The organism is Nocardia cerradoensis NBRC 101014, assembly GCF_000308535.1.
GTDB lineage: Bacteria > Actinomycetota > Actinomycetes > Mycobacteriales > Mycobacteriaceae > Nocardia > Nocardia cerradoensis.
The window spans coordinates 1-24,403 of the sequence record NZ_BAFW01000042.1 but is presented as its reverse complement, the minus strand read 5'-3'; the positions used below and the strand labels follow the sequence as shown (position 1 = coordinate 24,403).

The window sequence follows — 24,403 nt, the reverse complement described above, 5'->3', positions numbered from 1 at the left end:
TAAAAAATGTCCGTCACCCTCACGGGGGGAGGATAAACGGAACCAAAATAAATATTTGGCACTGACATTCATCGACACACTATTGAGTTCTCAAAGAACACACGCACTCACCATCTCCCAGATTTTCATCTGTTCGATCGGCGAGGCAACTTTTCCAGCTTAGCTCAACCATCGGACCCGAACCAAATCGGGGTCTCGGTCGAACCAGTGTGATCGTCAGGCGCTCCCCGTACTACCTCGTTGTCCCCTTGCCTCTCGGCCCGGGGTTGGTGTCCGTGTCGCTCTGACCTGGAATAAGTTACGTGGCGGTTGATTCTATGTCAAATCGCCTGGTCAGGAAGGTCTTTCGGATGTACGCCGGACTACGCCGGCGTGCCGACCCGTTCCACCTCGGCGCCCAGCGAGCGCAGGTTCTCGACGAAGTGGGGGTAGCCGCGGTCGATATGGAAGACGTCGTGCACCTCGGTGACGCCGTCGGCGACCAGACCCGCGAGCACCAGACCCGCGCCGGCGCGGATATCGGACGACCACACCGGCGCGCTCGACAGCCGCGGGATGCCACGAACCACGGCGTGGTGGCCGTCGGTGCGGGCGTCGGCGCCCAGGCGGATCATCTCCTCGACGAAGCGGAAGCGCGCCTCGAAGATGTTCTCGGTGATCATGGACGTCCCGTCGGCGATGGTCGCCAGGCCGATCGCCATCGGCTGCAGATCGGTGGGGAAGCCCGGGAACGGCAGGGTGGAGAAATTCACCGCCCGCGGCCGCTCCGGTTGTTCCACCCGGAAACCGTTGGGTTCGAACGTGATCCGCGCGCCCGCCGAACGCAGCTTGTCCAGCACCAGCGAGAGGTGTTTGGGATTCAGGCCGGTGACGCGGACGTCGCCCCTCGTCATCGCGGCGGCGATTCCCCAGGTCGCGGCCACGATCCGGTCGCCGATCACCTGATGGGTGGTGGGCGCGAGTTTGCGCACGCCGGAGATGGTGAGGACCGAGGTGCCGGCGCCGTCGATGCGGGCGCCCATCCGGGTGAGCATGGTGCACAGGTCGACGATCTCGGGTTCGCGCGCGGCGTTGTCGATCACCGTCTCCCCCTCCGCGAGGACCGCGGCCATGAGGATGTTCTCGGTCGCACCGACCGACGGGAAATCCAGCCGGATCCGCGCACCCTGCAGCTCGTCGGCGCGAGCGACCAGGCAGCCGTGCTCGATTTCGCTGGTCGCGCCGAGCAATCTCAGACCGGCCTGGTGCATATCGAGCGGACGGGACCCGATCGCATCGCCGCCGGGCAGGGCGACGACGGCGCGCTTACACCGCGCCATCAGCGGTCCGAGGACGCAGACCGAGGCGCGGAACTGGGTCACCGCCGGGAAGTCGGCGTGATACTTGGGCTCGGCCGGTGTGGTGATGGCGACCACCGATCCGTCGACGGTGACATCGCAGCCCAGACCGCGCAGGACCTCCGCCATCAGCGGCACGTCCAGGATGTCCGGGCAGTTGGTGATCGTCGTCGTGCCTTCGGCCAACAGGGCGGCGGCCATCAACTTGAGGACGCTGTTCTTCGCGCCACCCACTGAGACCTCGCCGACCAGCCGACTGCCCCCGGTCACCAGAAACCGTTCACTCACGGGGGCCAGCCTAACGGGAGGGTTGGTCGGTCGCGGCCGGTCCGCCGGTCTCCGATCCCCCGGGCCGCCACAGCACGTCACCCTCCGGGTTGGCCACCCGGCCGAGGATGAACAGCAGATCGGACAGCCGATTCAAGTATTTCGCGGGCAACACGCTGATGTCGTCCGGATGCGCGTTCACCGCCGCCCATGCCGCGCGTTCCGCCCGGCGCGCCACAGTGCGGGCCGTATGCAGTAGCGCGGCCAACGGCGTGCCGCCGGGCAGGATGAACGAATTCAGCGGAGCGAGCTCGGCATTGAACTCGTCACACCAGCGTTCCAGGCGGTCGATATAGGACTGGGTGATCCGCAGCGGCGGATATTTCGGGTCCGGCACGACCGGGGTGGACAGATCGGCGCCGGCATCGAACAGATCGTTCTGCACCTGGCGCAGCACCTCGGCGATGCGCGCCTGCGGCTCTCCGAGGGCGAGCGCCACGCCGAGGGCGGCGTTGGTCTCGTCGCAGTCGGCGTAGGCGACCAGTCGCGGATCGGTCTTCGGCACCCGGGAGAAGTCGCTCAGGCCTGTGGTGCCGTCGTCTCCGGTCCGGGTATAGATCTTGGTCAGATGCACACTCATTGCTGGTGACCACCTATTTCTGGGTCAACGTCCCGGACGGCGCCGGATTCGTTCGGAGGGCCGTGATTCGACCCAGGACAGGAATGCCGTCAGCGCGGGGCGATCCAGGGCGAGTTCATAGCTGCCGTCACCGTCGGAAACCGCGATCACGACGATGTCGTCGGTCATGATGTCGTACTCGTCGCCCACCGGAGAACGCCGATCGACCACTTCGATGCCCAGCCGCCGGATGGTCGAATCCGGTCCCACTTTCAGGCTGGTGAGTTTGTAGAAGACGAGCCGGGATTCGCCGTAGCGAATCAGACCGTGCCGCCACCCTTGACCACCCTGCGCCGGAAGTACACGCAGAATCGCCGCGGTTCCACCTCGGCGCAACATGATCAGGCGATACAGCGACACCAGCGCTACGCCGACCAGCAGCAGCACCAGAATGATCAGAAGCACCATCCCGGTCCGCAATCCAGGTCCGTCCCTTCGCTTCGCCCCTGTGCCGTCGCCAGCGCCGTGCCATCCCCGAACAAGGCCGCTCCCGCAGCGAGTCTACAAACCAGGGCGCCGCGGCACACAGCCGGTACATCCGTTCCACAAACGAGGATATCGGCCGATTCGCCGATCCGGAGGAAGGTGATCAGAGGCACACTCGCACAAGGACATTCGAAGCCCGTCGCGGTTGGCTGCGCACAGGGTCCGCGACGGGCCCCGGTATCGCGCCGGCGCGCGTCAGCCCATCGTGAAGGGCGCACCCCGGACGGTCACCATGGCCAGGGCGTGGCCGGTCCCGGTCGGGCATTTGCAGACTCCTCCTCGTCGGATCGGATGCCCGGCCCGTCGGCACGACAGTCCGGCAGCGGGAGACCGCGCGGTCAGCGGAAACGCCGTGTGGCGGCCCGGATATCCGGGCCGCCACACGGTTGCGCTATTCGGTTCTCGCCCTGAGGCGTTCGCGTCAGGCGTTTATCGCTTCCACCGCGCGAATTCGCGCGGTCGCCGCATTCTGTTCCTGCTCCGAGGCATTCGGATCGGCCAGTACCGCGCGGGCGGCGTCGAGATCGATATCGCCCGCGAATTCCGCCGATTCGGCGAGAATCCGGACCGCCTCACCCGTGCACGAGAAGAAACCGCCGTGCACGGCCGCGACGATGCGCTCGCCCTCGGTGCTGTCGATGGTCACGATCCCGCCCTCGACCAGCTGGCCGAGTACGGGCTCGTGGCCGTGCAGAATACCGATCTGACCTTCCGTGGTCTGGGCACTGACGAAACTCGCCGTCCCCGACCACAGCCGCCGCTCGATGGCGACCAGATCAACTGACATATCCGCCATGGTGGACTACTTCCCGGCGATCTTCTTCGCGGCCGCCTCGACGTCGTCCAGGCCACCGCAGGAGTTGAACGCCTGCTCCGGCAGGTGGTCGAATTCGCCCTTGCAGACCCGCTCGAAGTCGTCGATGGTCTGCTCCAGCGGCACGACCGAACCCGGCTGACCGGTGAACTTCTCGGCCACGATGAAGTTCTGGCCGAGGAACTTCTCCAGACGACGCGCCCGGCCGACGAGGACCTTGTCCTCCTCGGAGAGCTCGTCCATACCCAGAATCGCGATGATGTCCTGGAGTTCCTTGTACTTCTGCAGGATTCGCTTGACCTCGTTGGCCACCGCGAAGTGCCGCTCGCCGACGATCGAGGCCTCGAGGATTCGCGAGGTCGAGGTCAGCGGGTCGACGGCGGGGTAGATACCCTTCTGCGAAATCGGGCGGGAGAGCTCGGTGGTCGCGTCCAGGTGGGCGAAGGTGGTCGCCGGCGCCGGGTCGGTGTAGTCGTCGGCGGGGACGTAGATCGCCTGCATCGAGGTGATCGAACGACCACGGGTCGAGGTGATGCGCTCCTGCAGCTGACCCATCTCGTCCGCCAGGGTCGGCTGGTAACCGACGGCCGAAGGCATACGACCCAGCAGGGTCGAGACCTCGGAACCGGCCTGGGTGAAACGGAAGATGTTGTCGATGAACAGCAGCACGTCCTGACCCTGCACATCGCGGAAGTACTCCGCCATGGTCAGCGCGGACAGCGCGACCCGCATACGGGTGCCCGGCGGCTCGTCCATCTGGCCGAAGACGAGGGCGGTGTCCTGGAGGACGCCCATCTCCTCCATTTCCAGGTGGAGGTCGGTGCCCTCACGGGTGCGCTCACCGACGCCGGCGAATACCGACGTACCGGAGAACTCACGCGCGATACGGGTGATCATCTCCTGGATCAGAACGGTCTTGCCGACACCGGCACCACCGAACAGACCGATCTTGCCGCCCTTCACGTACGGGGTCAGCAGGTCGATGACCTTGATGCCCGTCTCCAGGATCTCGGTCTTACCCTCGAGCTGGTCGAAGGCGGGCGGCTGGCGGTGGATACCCCACTGCTCGCCGTCGCGGCCCAGGCCGGGGGTGTCGAGGCAGTCGCCGAGGGCGTTGAACACGTGGCCCTTGGTGACGTCGCCGACCGGAACCGAGATCGGCTTGCCGGTGTCGGACACCGGGACGCCGCGGACCAGGCCGTCGGTCGGCTGCATCGAAATGGTGCGAACGATGTTGTCGCCCAGATGCTGCGCGACCTCGAGGGTCAGCGTCTTGGCCACCGACGGCAGCGTGACGTCGGCGTGCAGCGCGTTGAACAGATCTGGGATGGCGCCGCGCGGGAACTCGACGTCCACCACGGGGCCGTTGACCCGGACGACGCGGCCTGTGCCAGCGCCCGCCCGGCTTGCGTTTTCTTGCGTGACAGCTGCGGTCATTTGTTCTCTTCCATGGGGGCTAGGGCTTAGTCGCGATCCGAGGACGCAGCCAGCGCGTTCGCGCCGCCGACGATTTCACTGATTTCCTGCGTGATGTTCGCCTGCCGGATCGAGTTCGCCTGGCGGGTCAGGGTATTGACCAGCTCGGTGGCGTTGTCGGTGGCAGCCTTCATTGCGGTGCGGCGCGCGGCCGACTCCGAGGCCGCGGCCTCGAGCAACGACGAGTAGATGCGGGTGTTGATGTACTTCGGCAGCAGGGCGCCGAGCAGCTTGTCCGCATCCGGTTCGAACTCGTAGAGCGAGGTGATCTTCGCGTCCGGCGAGTCGGTGAGCATGTCCTCGCCGAGTTCGAAGTTCTCGTCGATGAAGCTCACCTGGATCGGAGCGAGCCGGCGAACCTCGGGCACCTGCGACAGCATCGAGACGAAGCGGGTGTAGACGATGTGAATCTCGTCCACGCCCTCGATGGTCCCGGTGCCGCCCGGCCCCTCCACCTCGGTGTCGGAGCCCGCCATGAACACATCCACCAGGTGGTGGCATGCGGCCGAAGCGTCGGTGTAGTGCGGCTGCTGCGAGAACCCGGTCCACGAACCGGCCAGCGGGCGGTTGCGGAAGGTGTAGTACGTCAGGCCTTTGTTGCCCATCACGTACAGCACCGGCTCCGTGCCCTCGGAACGCAGCGTCGTGATCAGTTCCTCGGTGCGCTTGAGCACGTTGGAGTTGTAGCCACCACACATACCGCTGTCACTGGTGATCACCAGGATGGCGGCGCGGCGCGGAGTGGCCCGCTCGGTGAGCAGGGGGTGGTTGAGATTCGAGGAGGCACTGGCCAATTCGCCGAGCACCTTGGTGATCTCTTCCGCGTACGGCTTCGCGGCGGCCACCCGGGCCTGGGCCTTGCTGATTCGCGAGGTCGCGATCAGTTCCTGGGCCTTGGTGATCTTCTTGATCGAGCTCACGCCACGAATACGGGAGCGCAATTCACGCAAGTTCGCCATCAGCGGTTCACACTCCCTTCGCGTATCGAATTCGTAGGCATCGTCGGACCCGGCTTACTTCTCGACGTGCTTACGGGTGACCGACAGCGACTCGACCTCTTCGTGGTCCAGTTCACCGGCGTCGGCCTCGTTGACCACGCGGCTGCCGTCGGAGGCCAGGAAGCCCTGCTTGAAGCGCTCGGTCTCGGTCTTGATCGCGTCGGCGGCCTCGCCCTCGAGGACCTTGCCACCGGCGATCGACTCGAAGGCCTGCGGCGCGGCGCGGTGCAGCGTCTCGAGCAGCTCGGAGTTGAAGCGGCGGACGTCGCCGACCGGCACCGAGTCGTAGAAGCCCGCGTCGACCAGGTAGATCGAAACGATCTGGTCCTCGACGGCGACCGGCGAGTACTGGTCCTGCTTGAGCAGCTCGACCCAGCGGGCACCACGCTCGAGCTGGGCCAGCGAGGCGGCGTCCAGGTCGGAGGCGAAGGCGGAGAACGCCTCCAGCTCGCGGTAGGAGGCCAGCTCCAGACGCAGCGAACCGGCGACCTTCTTCATGCCCTTGGTCTGCGCGGCGCCACCGACACGGGAGACGGAGGTACCGACGTTGATGGCCGGGCGCACACCCTTGTTGAACAGGTCGGACTCGAGGAAGACCTGGCCGTCGGTGATGGAGATGACGTTGGTCGGAATGAACGCCGAGATGTCGTTGGCCTTGGTCTCGATGATCGGCAGACCCGTCATCGAGCCGGCGCCCATCGCGTCGGACAGCTTCGCGCAACGCTCCAGCAGGCGGGAGTGCAGGTAGAAGACGTCACCGGGGTACGCCTCACGGCCCGGCGGGCGGCGCAGCAGCAGCGAGATGGCGCGGTAGGCCTCGGCCTGCTTGGACAGGTCGTCGAACACGATCAGCACGTGCTTGCCCTGGTACATCCAGTGCTGGCCGAGCGCGGAACCGGTGTAGGGCGCGAGCCACTTGAAACCGGCGGAGTCGGACGCGGGGGCGGCGACGATGGTGGTGTACTCCATCGCGCCGTGCGCCTCGAGCGCGGACTTCACACCGGCGATGGTGGAGCCCTTCTGGCCGATCGCGACGTAGATGCAGCGCATCTGCTTGGTCGGATCGCCGGACTCCCAGTTGGCCTTCTGGTTCAGGATGGCGTCGATGCAGACCGCGGTCTTACCGGTCTTGCGGTCGCCGATGACCAGCTGACGCTGGCCACGACCGATGGCGGTCAGCGCGTCGATGGCGGTGATGCCGGTGGCCATCGGCTCCTCGACCGGCTGGCGCTCCAGCACGGTCGCGGCCTGCAGCTCCAGCACGCGGCGCTCGTCGGCCTCGATCTCGCCCAAGCCGTCGATCGGCTGGCCCAGGGGGTTGATGACGCGGCCCAGGAACTTGTCGCCGACCGGCACCGAGAGCACGTCACCGGTGCGGCGGACCTGCTGGCCCTCTTCGATGCCGTCGAACTCACCGAGGATGACCGCACCGATCTCGTCGGGGTCGAGGTTCAACGCGACACCCAGCACACCGCCGGGGAACTCGAGGATCTCGTTGGTCATCGCCGACGGCAGGCCACTGACGTGCGCGATGCCGTCACTGGTGTCGGTGACCGTGCCGATTTCCTCGATGGAGGTTTCGGGGGTGTAGCTCTGGGTGTAGCTTTCGATCGCGCTACGGATCTCATCGGGGGAGATCGTCAGCTCCGCCATGGTTCTTCCTGCTCTCGCTGTGGTCTGGAATGTCGGGGTGGGTTGCCGGGCTCGAGGGCCCGGCTAGGCCAGGGCCTGGCGCAGGCGCTGCAGTCGGCCGACGGCGCTGCCGTCGATCACGTCGTCACCGATGCGCACGACGACACCGGCCAGCAGTGCCGGATCGACCTGCACGTGGATGGTGACCGGCTTGTCGTAGATTCGCTGCAGCGATGCGGCGAGATGCTCCCGCTGCTGCTGCGTCAGGGCCGTCGCCGAACGAACGTGCGCGACGATCTGCTTGCGCAACGACGCCGCCAGATCGGACAACTGATCGAAAGCGACGCCGACATCACCGCGCGACCGGCCGACCGCCTGCTCGGCCAGCTGCATGGTGACGTCTTCGACCTTCCCGGTGAGCAGCCGCGCCAGCAGATCGCGTTTGGCGGCCGCCGGCTTACCGCGATCGGTGAGCGCCTGCTCCAGATCCGGGTTGTCTTCGACGGTGCGGCCCAGCCGGAACAACTCGTCCTCGACGGCGTCGATACGTCCGCGGTCGGCCGCGGCGCGCAACAGCGCCTCCTGCCCGAGCAGCACCAGGGTGTCGACCAGATCTCGGGTACGAGACCAGTCCTGGGCGACGGCAGTGGTCAGCACGGCCTGAGTGGCCGCGCTGATCTTGCCGCCGAAAACGCGTTCGGCCAGTTCGGCACGCACCGAACTCGACACCGACTTATCCGCGAGCGCCACACGCAGCGAACGCTGGTCGTCGAGCACGGCGACTACGGCGAACAGTTCGGAGCCCGTCGTGGCGGCGACGGAGTCACTCCCGGTGAGTGCGGCCGAAAGAGCTTCCCTCGCACGGGAACTCGCCTCGCGGCTCGCTGCGTACATGCTTCCCACTTTCACTGTGTTGAATTCCGGGGCCCGGAGTGGTCGGGCGCCGGTGACTTGCGTCACCGACAAGACCTCTCAGGCGCAGGTTACCTTCCGACCCCGATGCCGGCCTTCTGATCCAGCTCGGTGAGGAACCGATCGATGGACGCCGCCTGCTTGGCTTCGTCCGCCACGGACTGCCCGATGATCTTCTCGGCCAGGTCGACCGCGGTGCGGCCGAGCTCGGACCGGAGCTCGGTCACGATCTGCTGACGCTGGGCGTCGAGCTGGGCATGACCGGCGGAGACGATGCGATCGGCTTCGGCCTGAGCCTCCGAGCGCAGCTGCGCGAGGATCTGCTGGCCCTGGGTACGCGCTTCCTCACGGATGCGCGCCGCCTCGAGCCGAGCCTCGGCCAGCTGCTGCTGGTACTGCTGCAGGGTTTCCTGCGCCTCGGCCTGTGCGGCCTCGGCCTTGGCCATGCCGCCTTCGATCTTCTCCGAGCGCTCGTCGAGCACCTTCGTCAATCGAGGAACCACGTACTTGTAGAACAGGATCCCGATGACGACAACGCACACCACCGACCAGACGATGTCGTATGGCTCCGGAATCAGAGGGTTCTTGTCCTCTGCATTCTCGGCGAGCAAGTACATGCTGTTCATCGGAATCAGAAGATGAAGCCGGCGACGAGGCCGATCAGCGCGAGGGCCTCGGTGAACGCGATACCCAGGAACATGTTGGTCCGGATGGTGCCCTGCAGCTCAGGCTGACGGGCGATGCCCTCGATCGCCTTACCGACGACGATGCCGACGCCGACACCCGGGCCGATCGCGGCCAGACCGTAACCGATAGCGCCGTAGCCCTTGACCCGATCCGAGGTCTGGGCGAGTTCGGCGGCCACGTAGGAGAGGCTCATGAGATTTCTTTCCCTTTCTGTTGCCCACCCGCCCGGCGGCAGGTGGGGCAGTTCTTGTGCGGTCGTGCGGTCAGTGCGAGTCGGCGTGCTCGGCGAGGCTGATGTACACAGCCGTCAACAGCGCGAACACGTAGGCCTGCAGGAAGATCACCAGAAGTTCGAAAAGGGTGAATCCGAATCCCGCGAGCAAGGAGAACGGCGAGAAGATCTTCATCCACGAAGCGGCGTCGAAGAGGAAGAACTGGGTGGCGCTGAAGAACAACACCAGCATGATGTGACCGGACAGCATGTTGGCCATGAGTCGGACGGTCAGCGTGAACGGACGCAGGATGAAGGTCGAGACGAACTCGATCGGAATCAGCAGCACGTGCAGCGCGACCGGAACATTCGGCACCACGACCGACGAGCGCATGTACCGCCAGAATCCGTACTTGCGGATACCGACGTAGTTGAACGTGATGTAGGCGATGGCCGCCAGCACGATCGGCATTCCGACGCGCGCGTTCGAGGAAATGTTCAACAGCGGTATGACGCTGGAGAAGTTCAGGAACAGCACCGTGAAGAAGATCGTGGCGATCAGCGGGAAAAACCTGCGGCCGGTCTTCTTGCCCAGCACTTCATCGCAGATCTGCTCACGAACGAACAGCAGGCCGATCTCCGCGACGTTCTGCAGACCGCGAGGAACGAGACGGGGACTGCGGAATGCGAGCAACATCACCGCAACCAATACCGCCACCATGATGAGGCGAACCATCATCAATCGGTCGATCTCGAAAGGTGTCCCCCCGAACAGCAGCGCATCAGGGAAGAAGTCTTGTAGCGAAGGCGCGTGGAACTCGCCCGCCAGAGTGGTGACGCTCAGCATTCTCTCCCGTGTTCGGCCACGAGACATGTTCCATCTCGCGGTTCGATCGGACATTGACGATCAGGTGGTCGACTCAGGTCGGCTCGAAGTTCGTCAGCAGCTGCGCGGGGAGACCCGCAGTGGCGTCTGTACGTCGGCGACATCGTCGACGGTGCAGGGCCGGAACTTCTCACCGAAGGACCGGCACGGCAGTAAGCATAACCTCTCGCACCGGCGACGATGCGGTCGGCCCCGTTGGTTCGGATGCTTACGGTAAAGAGTTTACCAAGCTATCTACGACAACGTGTAGGGGGTCTTGTTCACACGTTCGAACGATCTTGGTCGGCGGACCCGGCCGGCGGGTCGATCACCGGAACACGTTGGCGCAGAAGTCCGTACGTCTCGGCTCCGAGAACAATCAGCAACGCCCCCACGACGGTCAGGAAAAGGGTGCCGGGGCTGTAGAAATCGAACTGGTGCAAGATCGCGACCACGATCATCACGACCAGAATTTTGCCGATCCAGCTCGCCAGCATCACCATGCCCTGAATGCCGGAATCCAATTTCGCGCTGAACAGCACGAGGGCGGCCGTGGTGAGAATGAAGAAACCACCGATCGCGGATCCGATGAGCGCGCCCCAGAAACCGGCCCAGCCCGCGACGATCGAGCCGGCGACGACCGAAACCACCACCAGCACGCACAATCCGGCGATGCCGTAACGCAGCGCTGCTCGTAGTGGCGCGTCGGGGTGCAATTCGGGTGCCGTGCTCACGTCGAGCCACTTTACCCGTTCCTTACTTGCGGCGACCGCGGAGCCCGACCACTTCACGCAACGATGGGACGGCCGTCACAACCAGGGCGAAAACCAAACCGGCCGCGAACAGCAGAACCACCACCCGGCGATCCATCAGAGAGGTGCCCACGGCGGCGAATGCGAGAACGCCGACCCACAGATAGATCAACAACACCACGCGCCGATGCGAATGGCCGATCTGCAACAAACGGTGGTGCAAATGCATTTTGTCGGGAGTGGAGAAACTCACACCCGCGCGCACGCGGCGCACGATTGCGAGCACCAGATCCAATACGGGAATGAACATCACCGCTCCCACCAGCAACAGCGGTGACAGCAGACCCACGATGTCGCGCGGCCCGTATCCGGTGAGCGGAATTCGGCCGGATGCGCCGGTGGAGACCGCGGCGAGCATCAGACCGATCAACATCGATCCGGAATCGCCCATGAATATTCGCGCCGGGTGGAAATTATGTGGCAGAAATCCCAGACATCCGCCGGCCAGCGCGGCGGCCAGCAGGGCCGGTGGATAGCCGTCGGTCGCGCCGCCCTGCTGATAGAGCAAACCCACGGTGAACACGAAGACCGCCGCGGCGGCGATCAGCCCCAGCCCCGCCGCGAGCCCGTCGAGACCGTCCACGAAGTTCATCGCGTTGATCATGGTGACGGTGATGGCCACCGTCACCACCCAGCCCTGCAGCTGGTCGAGCACGACCGTGGTGTTGCTGAACGGGTTGTAGATGGCCACCCAGCTCAGGCCCATCACGGCCATCGCCCCGGCGGCCGAGATCTGGCCCACGAACTTCGTCAGCGCGTCCAGGCCCCACCGGTCGTCGACGATGCCGACCAGGACGATCAGGGTGCCCGCGACCAGCACGGCCGGAATATCGCGCGGATAGTCGAAACCGCGGCGCAGCGCCGGCAGCTGATGGGCGAACAGCACCGCGGCCAGCACACCCAGATAGATGCCGACGCCGCCCATGCGCGGAATCGGCTCGAGATGAACATCACGATCGCGGGGCACCGCGATGGCGCCGAAACCGATGGCCAGCACCCGAATTCCGCCGGTGGACAACATCGTCACCACCGCGGACACGAGCAGCACCAGAAGCAGCTCGCGCAGCGGGACGACCGCACCCTGACTGAAAACCATCTACCGGGCCGTCAGCGGGTGGTCTCGGGCGACAGTTCGTCCGGCGCCATCCCCAGCACCTCGGCGACCTGGGCGACGGTCACCGCACCGGCCCGTAGCACCCGCGGACGGTCGCCGGTCAGATCCACGATCGTGGAGGGCACACCGTGTTCGGCCGGGCCGCCGTCCAGATACACGCCCACCTGGTTGCCCAGCTGGTGTCGCGCCTCGGTGACCGTCGTGGCGGGCGGCTGCCCGGAGACGTTCGCGCTCGACACGGCCATCGGACCGACCTCGCGCAGCAGTTCCAGCGCGATCGGGTGCAGCGGCATGCGCAGCATCACCGTGCCGCGGGCGTCACCGAGATCCCAGGCCAGCGAGGGCGCCTGCTGCACGACCAGGCTCAGCCCGCCCGGCCAGAAGGCGCGGATCAGGTCGCGGGCCTGCGGCTGCACGGAGAAGACGAGTCCGTCGATGGTGTTCCACGAACCGACCAGCACCGGCACGGGCATGTCGCGCCCGCGCCGCTTGGCCGCCAGCAGGCCGGCCACGGCCGTGGAATCGAACGCGTCCGCGGCGATTCCGTAGACCGTATCGGTGGGGATGACGGCCAGCCGTCCGGATTTCAAGGTGGTCCGCGCGGCGGTCAATCCGGCGGCACGAGAATCGGGATCGGAGCAGTCGTAGACGGTACTCACGGCGGTGAGTCTATTGAATGTGTCTCACGGCACGTTGCCCGGCTTCGCGCAAATTCTCGGCAATCGCGACCGTCAGCGCGCGCGGCGGGCGGCGACGAAGCGCGGCCGGCCGGCCAGATCCGGGTGTTCGACGATGTCGCAGAAGCGGCCGTCTCCGGCGAACAGCGCAGCGACCTGCGGACCGTGCGAATCGTCGTGTTCGACGGCGGCCACCCCCTCGGGGCGCAGCAGCCGCGCGAGGGTGGCGACCATGGGAGCGATCACCTCGAGTCCGTCGGGGCCGCCGAACAGGGCGAGATGCGGATCGTGTTCGGCCACTTCGGGTTCCAGCCGTGCGCCGGACGGGATGTAGGGCGGATTCGCGACGACGACGTCGACGCGGCCGTTCAGCTCGGCCAGCACCTGCGCGTCGGTGACATCGCCGGCATGCAGAACGATCGGCGTATCTCCTTGCGCGGCTTGCCGATCGGCGTTGCGCTGCGCCCATTGCCTTGCGGTGGGGTCGATTTCGACCGCGTGCACCTCGGCGTCGGGGCGGGCGTTGGCGATCGCCAGGGCCAGGGCGCCCGATCCGGTGCACAGGTCGACCACGATCGGAGGGTGTTCGTGGCCGGCCGCCTCGAGCTGGGCCAGCGCCCACGCGAAGATCAGCTCGGTCTCCGGCCGCGGGACGAACACGCCCGGGCCCACCTCGAGATCCACCTCACCCATCGACGCGGCGCCCGTCAGATGCTGGAGCGGCACCCGCTCGGCCCGGCGCGCCACCAATTTGCGGAACCGTTCGAGCTGTTCCGGGGTGACCATCGGAATCAGGGCCAGCCGCGATCGCTCGACCTCGAGGACGAAGGCGGCCAGAAATTCCGCATCGATCTGCGGGCTGTGCACCCCCGCCGCCGCGAGCGTGCGCGCGGCCTCGATGATCGCGGGACGGAGCGGCACTCGGTGCTGCCCCGCCTCGCCGGGGGCCTGCATCATTCCGCCGCGAGCCGGGCGGCGCGGTCGGCTTCACCGAGAGCGTCGAGCAGCGCGTCCAGTTCTCCGTCCAGCACCGAATCCAAGTTGTGGGCCTTGAAGCCGATGCGGTGGTCGGTGATGCGGTTCTCGGGGAAGTTGTAGGTGCGGATGCGCTCGGAGCGGTCGACCGTGCGGATCTGCGAGGCACGGCCCGCGGCCGCGTCGGCCTCGGCCTGTTCCTCGGCCAGGCTCTGCAACCGCGCCGAGAGCACCTGCATGGCGCGGATCTTGTTCTGCAGCTGCGAACGCTCGTTCTGGCAGGTCACGACGATGCCGGTGGGCAGATGGGTGATCCGGACCGCGGAGTCGGTGGTGTTGACGCCCTGACCGCCCTTACCGGAGGAGCGGTAGACGTCGATGCGCAGATCCGACTCGTCGATCTGGACCTGTTCGACCTCGTCGGGTTCGGGATAGATCAGCACGCCGGCCGCGGAGGTGTGGATGCGGCCCTGCGATTCGGTGACCGGCACGCGTTGCACACGATGGACCCCGCCCTCGAACTTCAGCCGGGACCAGACGCCGTCACGACTCGGCTCGCGGCTCTTGATCGAGAGCGTCGCCTCCTTGTATCCACCCAGGTCGGACACGTTGGCGTCGAGGACCTCCACCTTCCAGCCGTGCCGTTCGGCGTAGCGGATGTACATGCGGGCCAGATCGGAGGCGAACAGGGCCGACTCCTCGCCGCCCTCCCCCGACTTCACCTCGAGCACGACATCGTCGCTGTCGTGCGGGTCGCGCGGGGCCAGCAGATCGGTCAGCGCCTTCGACAGCTCCTCGACCTGCTGTTCGAGCCCGGGGACCTCGGCCGCGAAGGACGCATCGTCGGCGGCCAGCTCCCGGGCGGCGGCCAGATCGTCGCGCGCCGCGCTGAGTTTGGTGTAGGTCGACATGATCGGCGCCAATTCGGCGAACCGCTTACCGACGCGACGGGCCTCACCCGGGTTGTTGTGCAACGCCGGATCCGACAGCTGTGTCTCCAGGCCGGCGTGTTCGGCGAGGATGTCGTCGATGGCGGAGGGGGCCGTGATCTTGTCGGCCATGGCGGTCATGCCTTCCGTGGGAGCGTGCGGACACCTGTAAACGCACCAACGCCCGGCCTGCGCGGGGCAGGACGGGCGTTGGCGGGGTAGCTACTGGGCTTCCGAACTCTCGGACTGCTCGGCCTTCTTGGCGCGCTTGCCGTAGCGGGCCTCGAAGCGGGCGACGCGGCCGCCGGTGTCGAGGATCTTCTGCTTGCCCGTGTAGAACGGGTGGCACTGCGAGCAGACCTCGACGGTGATGTGGCCCGACTCCTTGGTGCTGTGAGTCTGGAAGGTGTTGCCGCAACCGCAGACAACGGTGGTCGGCACGTATGCCGGGTGAATTCCTGCCTTCATGGGTGTCCTCTCGATCTGGCCCCGGGTCGCCCGAGCACACGGCTGTATCTGCCGTGCTGCCGTCATGGACGTGAACCGGAACCGACTAGGCGGGATGGTCTGCCGATCGCAGACGCACCGACGGTCCAGTATGCCAGAACCGCCGATACGCACTCACAACGCACCCCGTACCGCATTTGTTCCGGCGTCGGCACCCGGACAACGGCACACCCCAAGGAAGTAGCGGCACGCGATTTCGCGGTTCTCGAGCCACCCTGAAACGAGTAGTCGGCTACTCGGGAATATGAACACCTTTGTTCGTAGATTCGTTGCAGGAAGAAGACCCATGGCAATCGAACCGACGATCCGAGGGACAGCAGTGAATTTCCACACCGCGCGGGGGGCGAGCAGGAGATCGCGCGCCCCGGCCGTCGGCGAGTCCCGCCTCGGACGTCACCCCGACCGCACCATCGGCCCGGCACCGGGCCGGGCACATACGAAGGAGATCGGCGCGGCGACCATATTGGCCACGCTGGGGATACTCGTCCTCGCCGGGTGGCTGACCGCCTCCGGCACGCCGCCCCGCGCGACCGTCGCGACACCCGCCGGACCGGACCAGCCCTACGAATTCGCCGCGACCTCGGTCTCCACCGGATCCATCACCGGTGTCACCGCCCTGCTCCTGATCTGCCTGATCACCGCAGCCGCGGTGATCGGCCTGTTGTTCTATTCGCCGACCCCGCCACGGGCCGGCCGACGCCCTCATCGACGTGCGCGGTCGCCACTGACAGCAATGCGGCCCCGCCGAAGCGGGGCCGCATTATCGCGAGCCGAGCGGCACCCGCGGGTGCGCGCCGGGCGGACGTACTGCTCGTCGCCTACTCGTCCAAGGCGCCCGGTGCGGTCTTCGAGACCGTCATCAGGAATTCGACGTTGCTCTTCGACTTCTTCAAACGGTCGATGAGCAGGTCGATCGCCTGCTGCGAATCGAGGCCCGAGAGCACCCGGCGCAGCTTGTGGATGACCGCCATCTCGTCGGGCGACATCAGCAACTCGTCGTGGCGGGTGCTGGACGGGTTGATGTCGACGGCCGGGAACACGCGCCGCTCGGCGATCTTGCGATCGAGCTTGAGCTCGGCGTTACCGGTGCCCTTGAACTCCTCGAAGATCACCGTGTCACCGGTGGAACCGGTCTCCACCATGGCGGTGGCGATGATGGTCAGCGAGCCGCCGTTCTCGATGTTGCGGGCCGCGCCGAGGAACCGCTTGGGCGGGTACAGCGCGGTGGAATCCACACCACCGGACAGGATGCGCCCCGAGGCCGGCGAGGAGTTGTTGTACGCACGCCCCAGCCGGGTGATCGAGTCGAGCAGCACGACGACGTCCTGACCCATCTCGACCAGGCGCTTGGCCCGCTCGATGGCGAGTTCGGCGACCGAGGTGTGATCGCTCGGCGGACGGTCGAACGTCGAGGCGATCACCTCGCCGCGCACCGAGCGCTGCATATCGGTGACCTCTTCGGGACGCTCGTCCACCAGCACCACCATCAGGTAGCACTCCGGGTTGTTGGTGGCGATCGCGTTCGCGATGTCCTGCAGGATCGTGGTCTTACCCGCCTTCGGCGGCGACACGATCAGTGCACGCTGGCCCTTACCGATCGGCATGATCAGGTCGATCACGCGGGTCGTGAGCTTGTTCGGCGTGGTCTCGAGCCGCAGCCGCTGGTTCGGGTACAGCGGGGTGAGCTTGTTGAATTCCGGCCGGCGGCGGGCGGATTCGACATCCGAGCCGTTGACCGTGTCCAGCCGCACCAGCGGATCGAACTTCTGGCGCTGATTGCCCTGTTCGCCCTCGCGCGGAGCACGCACCGCACCGGTGATCGCGTCACCGCGGCGCAGGCCGTTCTTGCGCACCAGGTTCATCGACACGTAGACGTCGTTCTGGCCGGCCAGGTAGCCCGAGGTACGGACGAACGCGTAGTTGTCGAGCACGTCGAGGATGCCGGCGACCGGCTGCAGGACATCGTCCTCGCGGATCTCGACCTCGCGGCCGCCCTCGCCGCCCTCACGGTCACGTCCGCCACGACGGCGTTCCCGGAACCGGCGGCCGCGGCGCCCGCGCCCACCTTCCTCGTCGTCCTCACCACGCTGGTCGCGGCCACGGTCGCCACCGCGGGCGGCGCCGTTCTGGCCGGACTGGTTCTGGCCGCCGGACTGGTTGCGGTCGCGGCGACGATCGCCCGACTCCTGATCCGGCTTGGCCTCGCCGCCCTCGGCCTTCGGTTCGGTCTTGGTCTCGGCACGAGCCTCGCCACCGCGGTTCTCGCCGCGGTTGTCGCCGCCCTCACCACGCTGGTCGCGGCCACGACGCTGGCGGCCGCGGCCACGCTGGCCACCGTCACGACCGGACTCGTCACCCGAATCGGCCGGGCGCGCAGCCGATTCCGCGGTTTCCGCCTTGGCGGACGCGTTCTCGGTGCCGACGCCGTCGAGAGTCTGCTGCTGACCACGCGCGGCACCGTTGCGGGTGCCCTTCGGCGCATCGTTCTTGGTGCGGCCCTTGCCGGCGGACTCGGCGGCGTTCTCGGGGGTCTGAGGGGACTCGGTCTTCACCGCCGCACCGGATTCGGTCGCGGCATTCGACGCGGACTTCGCGGCGGCCTCGGCGCCCGTGTCCGCTTCGGCGGATTTCGCATCGCCCCGGCCACCACGCGCGGACTTGCCGGAGGAGGCCTGGTTTTCCTTGATGGCGGCGATGAGATCGCCCTTACGCATTCCGGATGTGCCTCGGATACCGAGCTCTCCGGCAAGCGCACGCAACTGCGGCAACAACATTCCAGTCAGCCCCGATCGTGCGACGTCGGTGTGTTCGCTCATCTTCGAAATCTGTCCGGAGTCACTTTCGCGGCCGTCCGAGGGATTTGCAGTGTCCACCCCGGGTGTCGCGAGCAGGTCCGTATCTGTCACGGAGATCCTTTCCTTCCCTCGATTGCCGTGTGCATATTCGAGGGTTCGTCCCGAAGCCCGATCACTGTGCCGAGCTCGGATGCCGTATCGCCTGCCCCGCCGGACCGATGGAATCACCACCTGGTCACGGCCACCGGTTCATTGAGTGGGAGTGATCATTCCAGTCGCTGTCCCCGACGTCGAGGTCGAAGTCCCGAGTGATTCGAGCCCCCGAGCCACCGAGCTTGAGCAAGGAGCCTGCTGGAGCGATTGCCCTGATGAAGCACCGGCGTCTGACGCGCACGATGTACGGACGTGCTCAGGATAGCTCTGTCCGACCACGTCAGCAAGGCAGCCACGCCATCAGTCCACGCTCACACCCGCGGAAATGTCGGGTTCGACCACGCGCAGACCGTCCTCCTCGGCGAGTTTGCGCAGGTCGTCCGGAAATTCTCCGGTGCTCAGCGCCAGGATGGTCGGACCGGCGCCCGACACCATCGCGGCGAGTCCGGCGGTGCGCAGCCGGGTGATCCAGGCGGTGGTCAGCGGCAGCGCGGTGGCGCGATAGCCCTGGTGCAGGCGGTCCTGGGTCGCGGGCAGGAGCAGGTCGGGGCGCTCGGTCAGGGCGACCACCGACAGCGCGGCGCGGCTGACATTGAATGCGGCGTCGCCGTGCGGGACCGTCTCCGGCAGCAGGCCGCGGGTGTGCGCGGTCGAGGACCGCTCCTGCGGGATCAGCACCGTGGCGCGCAGCCGCGGGTGCGGTTCCAGCCGCACCGCGCGGTAGACGCGCTGGTGGTGCTCGACGGAACTGCTCGCGTCGAGTTCACCCGCGCGGTCGGATTCCGTCCACGACACCACGATGCCGCCGAGCACGCTCGCGGCGGCGTTGTCGGGATGGCCCTCGAATTCCGAAGCCAGTTGCACCAATTCGGCGTCCGAACCCGTCAGCGCCGGGTCGAACTTCGCGGCCAGCCCGCGCGCGGCGGCGAGTCCGCCGACCGCCGCCGAGGCCGACGATCCCAGCCCTCGCGAATGCGGAATGACGTTGCGGCACACCACATCCAGCCCGTCGGCCCAGACGCCCGCGGCTTCCAGGCCGCGTTCGATCGCGCGCACCACCAGATGTGAAGGGCCCCAAGGGACGTCGTCGGCGCCCTCACCCTCCACTCGGATGGTAAGCCCGGAATCGGTGGTCCGTACCACGATTTCGTCGTACAGCCCCAAAGCGATACCGAGCGAATCGAATCCGGGTCCGAGATTGGCGCTGGAGGCGGGCACCTTCGCGGTCACGGTGATACCGGGCGGGAGGGTCCGCGTCATCAACTGACCTTCGCGCGCACTCAACTCAGGCCAACTCGAGCTCGCGGGCCACCGCTACCGGGTCCACCGCGATCGCCTCCACCGCGGGCATACCCAGCAGGGCGGTGTCCGGGTCCTTCAGGCCGTTGCCGGTGACGGTGCACACGACGGTGAGACCGGAATCGAGCCAGCCCTCCTTGCGCGCGGCCAGCAGACCGGCCACGCTGGCGGCCGAGGCGGGTTCGACGAAGACGCCCTCGGTGCTCGCGACCAGGCGATACGCCGCCAGAATCTCGTCGTCGGTGGCGGCCCGGAAGGCGCCACCGGACTGCTCCTGGGCGGCCACCGCACTGTTCCAGGACGCGGGCGCGCCGATCCGGATCGCGGTGGCGATGGTTTCGGGATCCTTCACCGGCGCACCGTTGACCAGCGGCGCGGCGCCGGCGGCCTGCACACCGAGCATGCGCGGGCGGCTCGCGGTGAGGCCGTCGGCGTGATATTCGCTGTAGCCCTTCCAGTACGCGGTGATGTTGCCCGCGTTACCGACCGGCAGGGCGTGCACGTCGGGGGCCTTGCCCAGCGCGTCGCAGATCTCGAAGGCCGCGGTCTTCTGCCCCTCGATGCGGGCCGGGTTGACCGAGTTCACGAGGCCGACCTCGGGGAAGTCCGAGGTGACCTTGCGGGCCAGCTCCAGGCAGTCGTCGAAGTTGCCCTCGACCTGAATGATCTTGGCGCCGAGCATGACCGCCTGCGCGAGTTTGCCCATCGCGATCTTGCCCTGCGGGATCAGCACCGCGCAGTGCATGCCGGCCCGGGTGGCGTAGGCCGCCGCCGACGCCGAGGTGTTACCGGTGGACGCGCACAGCACCGCCTTCTGGCCGCGGGCCTTGGCGTCGGTCATCGCCATGGTCATACCGCGGTCCTTGAACGACCCGGTCGGGTTGAGACCCTCGACCTTGAGATACACCTCGCAGCCGGTGAGCTCGGACAGGTGATGCGCGGGCACCAGCGGCGTGCCGCCCTCGTAGAGGGTGACCGGCTCCCAGTCCGCGCCGACCGCCAGGCGCTCCCGATAGGCGGCGATCAGCCCCGGCCACGGAGTGTGCACGGCCCCGGCCGACGGCGGCGCTCCTGTCTGACTCATTCCTCGGTGCCTTCCAATCTCAAGACGCTGGTCACGGATGTGACGGATTCCAGCTCGGCAAGTGCTGTCACGGTATCGGCCAGCGCCGACTCCGGCGCGTGGTGGGTGACCACGACCAGTCGGGCGCCCTCGTCGAATCCCTCCTGGCGGACCGTCGAGATGCTGACACCGTGTTCGGCGAATTTGCCGGACACCGCCTGCAGAACCCCGGTGCGGTCGGCAACCTGCAGATTCACGTGATAGCGGGTCGGGATGTCGCCGATCGGCGCGATCGGCAGCTCAGCATAAACCGATTCACCCGGTGCGCGGCCACCGTAGAACTTGTTGCGGGCCGCCATCACCAGATCGCCCATCACCGCCGAGGCGGTCGGCGCGCCGCCCGCGCCCTGGCCGTAGAACATCAGCCGGCCGGCGTTCTCGGCCTCGACGACCACCGCGTTGAAGGCGCCGTTGACCGAGGACAGCGGATGCCGCCGCGGGATCAGCGCCGGGTACACGCGCACCGACACCCGGTCCTTACCGGCGGCCGAACCGCCCGCGTCACCCGGCGCGGCGACCGCCGATCCGTCCAGTGACAGACGCTCGCCGCCGGGCATGCGCTCGCAGATGGCCAGCAGCTTCACGGTGCAGCCGACCGCCGCCGCGGTCTCCAGATCCTCGGCGGTGATCTTCGAGATGCCCTCGCGGTAGACGTCGGCGGCGGTGACGCGGGTGTGGAAGGCCAGCGAGGCCAGGATCGCGGCCTTGGCGGCGGCGTCGTAGCCCTCGACATCGGCGGTGGGATCCGCTTCGGCGTAGCCGAGCCGGGTCGCCTCGGCGAGCGTATCGGCGTAGTCGGCGCCGGTCTCGTCCATCGCCGAGAGGATGAAATTCGTTGTGCCGTTGACGATTCCGACCACCCGGTTCACCCGGTCGCCGGACATCGACTGGATCAGCGGGCGCACCACCGGAATGGCGCCGGCCACCGCGGCCTCGAAGTACAGGTCGGCGCGGCTGCCCTCGGCCGCCGCGGCCAGCTCGCCGGTGTAGTCGGCCAGCAGCGCCTTGTTCGCGGTGACGACCGACTTGCCGCCGTTGAGCGCGGCCAGGATCAGCTTGCGAGCCGGATCGATCCCGCCCATCACCTCGACCACCAGGTCGACGTCGTCGCGGGCCACCAGCGCCTCGGCGTCGGTGGTCAGCAGCTCGGCCGGAATGCCTCGGTCGACGTCGAGGCGGCGCACCGCGACGCCGCGCAGCACCACCGGGGCGCCCACCCGCGAGCGCAGGTCGTCGGCGTGGTCACGCAGGATGCGCACCACCTCGGTGCCGACGTTGCCCATGCCGAGCACCGCGACCCCGATGGGATGTTCGATCCCGAACGCACCGCCCCGGGCCTGGTTCGTCGCCTCGGTCATGAATGCACCTCCGTCGCTTCCAGGCTCATCAGATCCGCCACCGTCTCACGGCGCAGCAGCAGCCGCGCCTGCCCGTCGCGGACCGCGACCACGGCCGGCCGGGTGAGCATGTTGTAGCGGCTGGCCATCGAATAGCAGTACGCTCCCGTGGCCGCGACCGCAACCAGGTCCCCCGGTCCGACGTCGGCCGGCATCCAGGTGTCGCGGATGACGATATCGCCGCTCTCACAATGCTTTCCGACCACACGGGCCACCACGGGAGCGGACTCGCTGGAGCGGGAGACCAGCCGGCAGTCGTAGTCGGCCTGATACAGCGCGGGACGGATGTTGTCGCTCATCCCGCCGTCGACGCTGACGTAGCGGCGCTGCGCGCCGGCGTCGAGCGAGACGTCCTTGGTGGTCCCGACCTCGTAGAGGGTGACGGTGCCCGGACCGGCGATCGCGCGGCCCGGCTCCACCGCGATGGTCGGGGTGGGCAGGCCGATCTGCGCCGCCTCCACCTCGACGAGGTCGCGCACCTTCGCGGCGAAGTCGTCCAGCGGCGGCGGATCGTCGCTCGGCAGATACGAAATGCCGAGTCCGCCACCGAGATCCAGGATCGCGATCTGTTCGGTGCGCTCGGCGCCGAACTTCTCGATCGCATCGCGCAGCAGGCGCAACATGCGCCGCGCGGAGATCTCGAAACCGTCGATGTCGAAGATCTGCGATCCGATATGGCTGTGCAGGCCGACCAGGCGCAGATTGTCGGCCTCGAATACCCGGGCCAATGCCTCCATCGCATCGCCGCCGGCGATCGAGAAACCGAACTTCTGATCCTCGTGCGCGGTCGAAATGTATTCGTGCGTATGGGCTTCCACGCCGACCGTGACGCGGACCAGCACGTCCTGCACCACGCCCGCGCGGGCGGCGACCGCCTCCAGGCGCTCGATCTCGATCAGCGAGTCGACGACGACGTGCCCGACACCCGCCGCGACGGCCTGCTCCAGTTCGGCGACCGATTTGTTGTTGCCGTGCAACGCGATTCGCTCGGCCGGGAAACCGCCGTGCAACGCCACCGCGAGCTCGCCGCCGGAACACACGTCCAGATGCAGGCCCTCGTCGCGCACCCAGCGCGCGATCTCGCCGCACAGAAATGCCTTGGAGGCGTAGTGAACTCGCGCGCCGGGACCGAAGGCGCGAACCATATCGCGGCAGCGGGAGCGGAAGTCGTCCTCGTCGACCACGAACAGCGGCGTGCCGAATTCGGCGGCGAGCTGCGTGACGGGCACACCGGCCAGGCGCACCACACCCGCGGCGTCGCGAGAGGCGTTGCGCGGCCACACCTTATCGGGCAGGTCGATCATCTCGCGGGGGTCCGCGGGCCGCTCCGGCAGGTTGGGGGCGTGGGGGATCTCGGCGTGCCGAGGTCCCGCCGGATGCGCACTCACAATAATTCCTTCCTCACACGATGACCTGACCGACGGCGGTTCACATGCGCTCCGGGGCGGATACGCCCAGCAGCGCCAGACCGTTGGACAGCACCTGACGGGTGGCGTCGACCAGTTGCAGGCGGGCGGCGTTGACCGGCAGGACCGGGTCGTCGTTCTGCGGCAGGATCCGCAGCGTCTTGTTGGTCTGGAAGCGGTGGTAGGCGCCCGCCAGTTCCTCCAGATAACGGGCCACGCGGTGCGGTTCGCGCAGGCTCGCCGCACTCGCCACCACGGCCGGGAACTCGCCGAGGGTGCGGATCAGCTCGCCCTCCTCGTCGGCGACCAGCAGGCCGAGATCCGGTGTGACACCGGCGAATCCGAAGTCGGTGGCATTGCGGGCGACCGCGCAGGTGCGGGCGTGCGCGTACTGCACGTAGTAGACCGGATTCTCACTGCTCTGCTTGGTCCACAGATCCAGGTCGATATCGATGCTCGAGTTCACCGAACTGCGCACCAGCACGTAGCGGGCGGCGTCGACGCCGATCGCCTCGACCAGATCGTCGAGGGTGACCACCGTGCCCGCGCGCTTGCTCATCCGCACCGCCACGCCGTCGCGCACCAGATTCACCATCTGGCCGATCAGCACCTCGACGGTGTTCGGATCGTCGCCGAACGCGGCCGCCGCCGCCTTCAGCCGGCCGATGTAGCCGTGATGGTCGGCGCCGAGCATGTAGATGCAGAGGTCGAACCCGCGCGAGCGCTTGTTCTGGAAGTAGGCGATATCGCCACCGATATAGGCGGACTTGCCGTCGCTCTTGATGACGACGCGGTCCTTGTCGTCACCGTATTCGGTGCTGGCGATCCACCAGGCGCCGTCCTTCTCGTACA

General features: G+C 67.2%; 23 protein-coding genes. All 23 read right to left on the bottom strand.

Annotation, left to right across the window (positions count from 1 at the left end):
- Positions 1–362: 362 nt before the first annotated feature.
- Positions 363–1,625 (bottom strand): UDP-N-acetylglucosamine 1-carboxyvinyltransferase, encoded by a 1,263-nt coding sequence (murA, locus tag ON23_RS05815; RefSeq protein ID WP_039776818.1) that lies wholly within the window; start codon positions 1,623–1,625, stop codon positions 363–365.
- Positions 1,626–1,635: 10 nt separating this feature from the next.
- On the bottom strand, positions 1,636–2,244 hold the full coding sequence (locus tag ON23_RS05810; protein WP_051042078.1) for a cob(I)yrinic acid a,c-diamide adenosyltransferase: 609 nt from the start codon (positions 2,242–2,244) through the stop codon (positions 1,636–1,638).
- Between the two features lie 24 nt (positions 2,245–2,268).
- Complete coding sequence (locus ON23_RS05805) at positions 2,269–2,691, bottom strand: DUF2550 domain-containing protein (RefSeq protein ID WP_030518273.1); 423 nt, start codon at positions 2,689–2,691, stop codon at positions 2,269–2,271.
- Positions 2,692–3,190: 499 nt separating this feature from the next.
- Positions 3,191–3,565, bottom strand: coding sequence for a F0F1 ATP synthase subunit epsilon (locus ON23_RS05800; RefSeq protein ID WP_036498593.1), 375 nt, complete (start codon positions 3,563–3,565; stop codon positions 3,191–3,193).
- A 6-nt stretch (positions 3,566–3,571) separates the two neighbouring features.
- Positions 3,572–5,020, bottom strand: a complete 1,449-nt coding sequence (atpD, locus tag ON23_RS05795; protein ID WP_039776817.1) for a F0F1 ATP synthase subunit beta — start codon at positions 5,018–5,020, stop codon at positions 3,572–3,574.
- Positions 5,021–5,046: 26 nt separating this feature from the next.
- Positions 5,047–6,018, bottom strand: a complete 972-nt coding sequence (locus tag ON23_RS05790; protein ID WP_039776816.1) for a F0F1 ATP synthase subunit gamma — start codon at positions 6,016–6,018, stop codon at positions 5,047–5,049.
- Between the two features lie 54 nt (positions 6,019–6,072).
- Positions 6,073–7,710 (bottom strand): F0F1 ATP synthase subunit alpha, encoded by a 1,638-nt coding sequence (gene atpA / locus ON23_RS05785; RefSeq protein ID WP_030518277.1) that lies wholly within the window; start codon positions 7,708–7,710, stop codon positions 6,073–6,075.
- A 63-nt stretch (positions 7,711–7,773) separates the two neighbouring features.
- Positions 7,774–8,583: a F0F1 ATP synthase subunit delta gene (locus ON23_RS05780; RefSeq protein ID WP_039776815.1), complete on the bottom strand. Its 810-nt coding sequence runs from the start codon at positions 8,581–8,583 to the stop codon at positions 7,774–7,776.
- 89 nt (positions 8,584–8,672) lie between these two features.
- Positions 8,673–9,227 carry a F0F1 ATP synthase subunit B gene (locus tag ON23_RS05775; protein ID WP_039776814.1) on the bottom strand — a complete coding sequence of 185 codons (555 nt, stop codon included), beginning with the start codon at positions 9,225–9,227 and terminating at the stop codon, positions 8,673–8,675.
- Positions 9,228–9,232: 5 nt separating this feature from the next.
- Positions 9,233–9,481, bottom strand: a complete 249-nt coding sequence (locus tag ON23_RS05770; protein WP_025347580.1) for an ATP synthase F0 subunit C — start codon at positions 9,479–9,481, stop codon at positions 9,233–9,235.
- 70 nt (positions 9,482–9,551) lie between these two features.
- The gene (atpB, locus tag ON23_RS05765; RefSeq protein ID WP_223273948.1) at positions 9,552–10,373 is read right to left on the bottom strand and encodes a F0F1 ATP synthase subunit A; all 822 of its coding nucleotides are present in this window, start codon (positions 10,371–10,373) and stop codon (positions 9,552–9,554) included.
- Between the two features lie 272 nt (positions 10,374–10,645).
- Entirely contained in the window at positions 10,646–11,098 is a 453-nt protein-coding gene (locus tag ON23_RS05760) for a Cg1360 family ATP-synthase-associated protein (protein WP_030518281.1), read from the bottom strand.
- Positions 11,099–11,120: 22 nt separating this feature from the next.
- The gene (locus ON23_RS05755) at positions 11,121–12,272 is read right to left on the bottom strand and encodes an MraY family glycosyltransferase (RefSeq protein ID WP_030518282.1); all 1,152 of its coding nucleotides are present in this window, start codon (positions 12,270–12,272) and stop codon (positions 11,121–11,123) included.
- 11 nt (positions 12,273–12,283) lie between these two features.
- A complete protein-coding gene (locus ON23_RS05750) occupies positions 12,284–12,949 on the bottom strand; it encodes an L-threonylcarbamoyladenylate synthase (protein WP_036498542.1) in 666 nt (221 codons plus the stop codon).
- A gap of 72 nt (positions 12,950–13,021) precedes the next feature.
- Entirely contained in the window at positions 13,022–13,921 is a 900-nt protein-coding gene (gene prmC / locus ON23_RS05745; RefSeq protein ID WP_039776821.1) for a peptide chain release factor N(5)-glutamine methyltransferase, read from the bottom strand.
- Complete coding sequence (gene prfA, locus ON23_RS05740) at positions 13,921–15,003, bottom strand: peptide chain release factor 1 (RefSeq protein ID WP_036498560.1); 1,083 nt, start codon at positions 15,001–15,003, stop codon at positions 13,921–13,923. Before prfA ends, prmC begins: the two co-directional genes overlap by 1 nt.
- A 90-nt stretch (positions 15,004–15,093) precedes the next feature.
- Positions 15,094–15,339, bottom strand: a complete 246-nt coding sequence (gene rpmE / locus ON23_RS05735; RefSeq protein WP_036498540.1) for a 50S ribosomal protein L31 — start codon at positions 15,337–15,339, stop codon at positions 15,094–15,096.
- Between the two features lie 857 nt (positions 15,340–16,196).
- On the bottom strand, positions 16,197–18,284 hold the full coding sequence (gene rho / locus ON23_RS05730; RefSeq protein ID WP_039776813.1) for a transcription termination factor Rho: 2,088 nt from the start codon (positions 18,282–18,284) through the stop codon (positions 16,197–16,199).
- A 342-nt stretch (positions 18,285–18,626) separates the two neighbouring features.
- Entirely contained in the window at positions 18,627–19,586 is a 960-nt protein-coding gene (gene thrB, locus ON23_RS05725; protein ID WP_039776820.1) for a homoserine kinase, read from the bottom strand.
- A 25-nt stretch (positions 19,587–19,611) separates the two neighbouring features.
- Entirely contained in the window at positions 19,612–20,709 is a 1,098-nt protein-coding gene (gene thrC / locus ON23_RS05720; RefSeq protein ID WP_051042076.1) for a threonine synthase, read from the bottom strand.
- Entirely contained in the window at positions 20,706–22,106 is a 1,401-nt protein-coding gene (locus ON23_RS05715; protein WP_051042074.1) for a homoserine dehydrogenase, read from the bottom strand. Before ON23_RS05715 ends, thrC begins: the two co-directional genes overlap by 4 nt.
- Positions 22,103–23,533 carry a diaminopimelate decarboxylase gene (lysA, locus tag ON23_RS05710; protein WP_039776811.1) on the bottom strand — a complete coding sequence of 477 codons (1,431 nt, stop codon included), beginning with the start codon at positions 23,531–23,533 and terminating at the stop codon, positions 22,103–22,105. The genes ON23_RS05715 and lysA overlap by 4 nt, the downstream gene beginning before the upstream one ends.
- 40 nt (positions 23,534–23,573) lie before the next feature.
- Positions 23,574–24,403: arginine--tRNA ligase (locus ON23_RS05705; protein WP_039776810.1), on the bottom strand; the 830-nt coding region annotated here is incomplete at its 5' end.

What these genes read in the sequence shown, in the direction of transcription:
- ON23_RS05810 (WP_051042078.1), bottom strand. Translation starts at nt 2,244, where the DNA reads ATGAGTGTGCATCTGACCAAGATCTATACCCGGACCGGAGACGACGGC.
- ON23_RS05805 (WP_030518273.1), bottom strand. Translation starts at nt 2,691, where the DNA reads ATGGTGCTTCTGATCATTCTGGTGCTGCTGCTGGTCGGCGTAGCGCTG.
- ON23_RS05800 (WP_036498593.1), bottom strand. Translation starts at nt 3,565, where the DNA reads ATGGCGGATATGTCAGTTGATCTGGTCGCCATCGAGCGGCGGCTGTGG.
- atpD (WP_039776817.1), bottom strand. Translation starts at nt 5,020, where the DNA reads ATGACCGCAGCTGTCACGCAAGAAAACGCAAGCCGGGCGGGCGCTGGC.
- ON23_RS05790 (WP_039776816.1), bottom strand. Translation starts at nt 6,018, where the DNA reads ATGGCGAACTTGCGTGAATTGCGCTCCCGTATTCGTGGCGTGAGCTCG.
- atpA (WP_030518277.1), bottom strand. Translation starts at nt 7,710, where the DNA reads ATGGCGGAGCTGACGATCTCCCCCGATGAGATCCGTAGCGCGATCGAA.
- ON23_RS05780 (WP_039776815.1), bottom strand. Translation starts at nt 8,583, where the DNA reads ATGTACGCAGCGAGCCGCGAGGCGAGTTCCCGTGCGAGGGAAGCTCTT.
- ON23_RS05775 (WP_039776814.1), bottom strand. Translation starts at nt 9,227, where the DNA reads ATGAACAGCATGTACTTGCTCGCCGAGAATGCAGAGGACAAGAACCCT.
- ON23_RS05770 (WP_025347580.1), bottom strand. Translation starts at nt 9,481, where the DNA reads ATGAGCCTCTCCTACGTGGCCGCCGAACTCGCCCAGACCTCGGATCGG.
- atpB (WP_223273948.1), bottom strand. Translation starts at nt 10,373, where the DNA reads ATGTCTCGTGGCCGAACACGGGAGAGAATGCTGAGCGTCACCACTCTG.
- ON23_RS05755 (WP_030518282.1), bottom strand. Translation starts at nt 12,272, where the DNA reads ATGGTTTTCAGTCAGGGTGCGGTCGTCCCGCTGCGCGAGCTGCTTCTG.
- prmC (WP_039776821.1), bottom strand. Translation starts at nt 13,921, where the DNA reads ATGCAGGCCCCCGGCGAGGCGGGGCAGCACCGAGTGCCGCTCCGTCCC.
- prfA (WP_036498560.1), bottom strand. Translation starts at nt 15,003, where the DNA reads ATGGCCGACAAGATCACGGCCCCCTCCGCCATCGACGACATCCTCGCC.
- rpmE (WP_036498540.1), bottom strand. Translation starts at nt 15,339, where the DNA reads ATGAAGGCAGGAATTCACCCGGCATACGTGCCGACCACCGTTGTCTGC.
- thrB (WP_039776820.1), bottom strand. Translation starts at nt 19,586, where the DNA reads ATGACGCGGACCCTCCCGCCCGGTATCACCGTGACCGCGAAGGTGCCC.
- thrC (WP_051042076.1), bottom strand. Translation starts at nt 20,709, where the DNA reads ATGAGTCAGACAGGAGCGCCGCCGTCGGCCGGGGCCGTGCACACTCCG.
- ON23_RS05715 (WP_051042074.1), bottom strand. Translation starts at nt 22,106, where the DNA reads ATGACCGAGGCGACGAACCAGGCCCGGGGCGGTGCGTTCGGGATCGAA.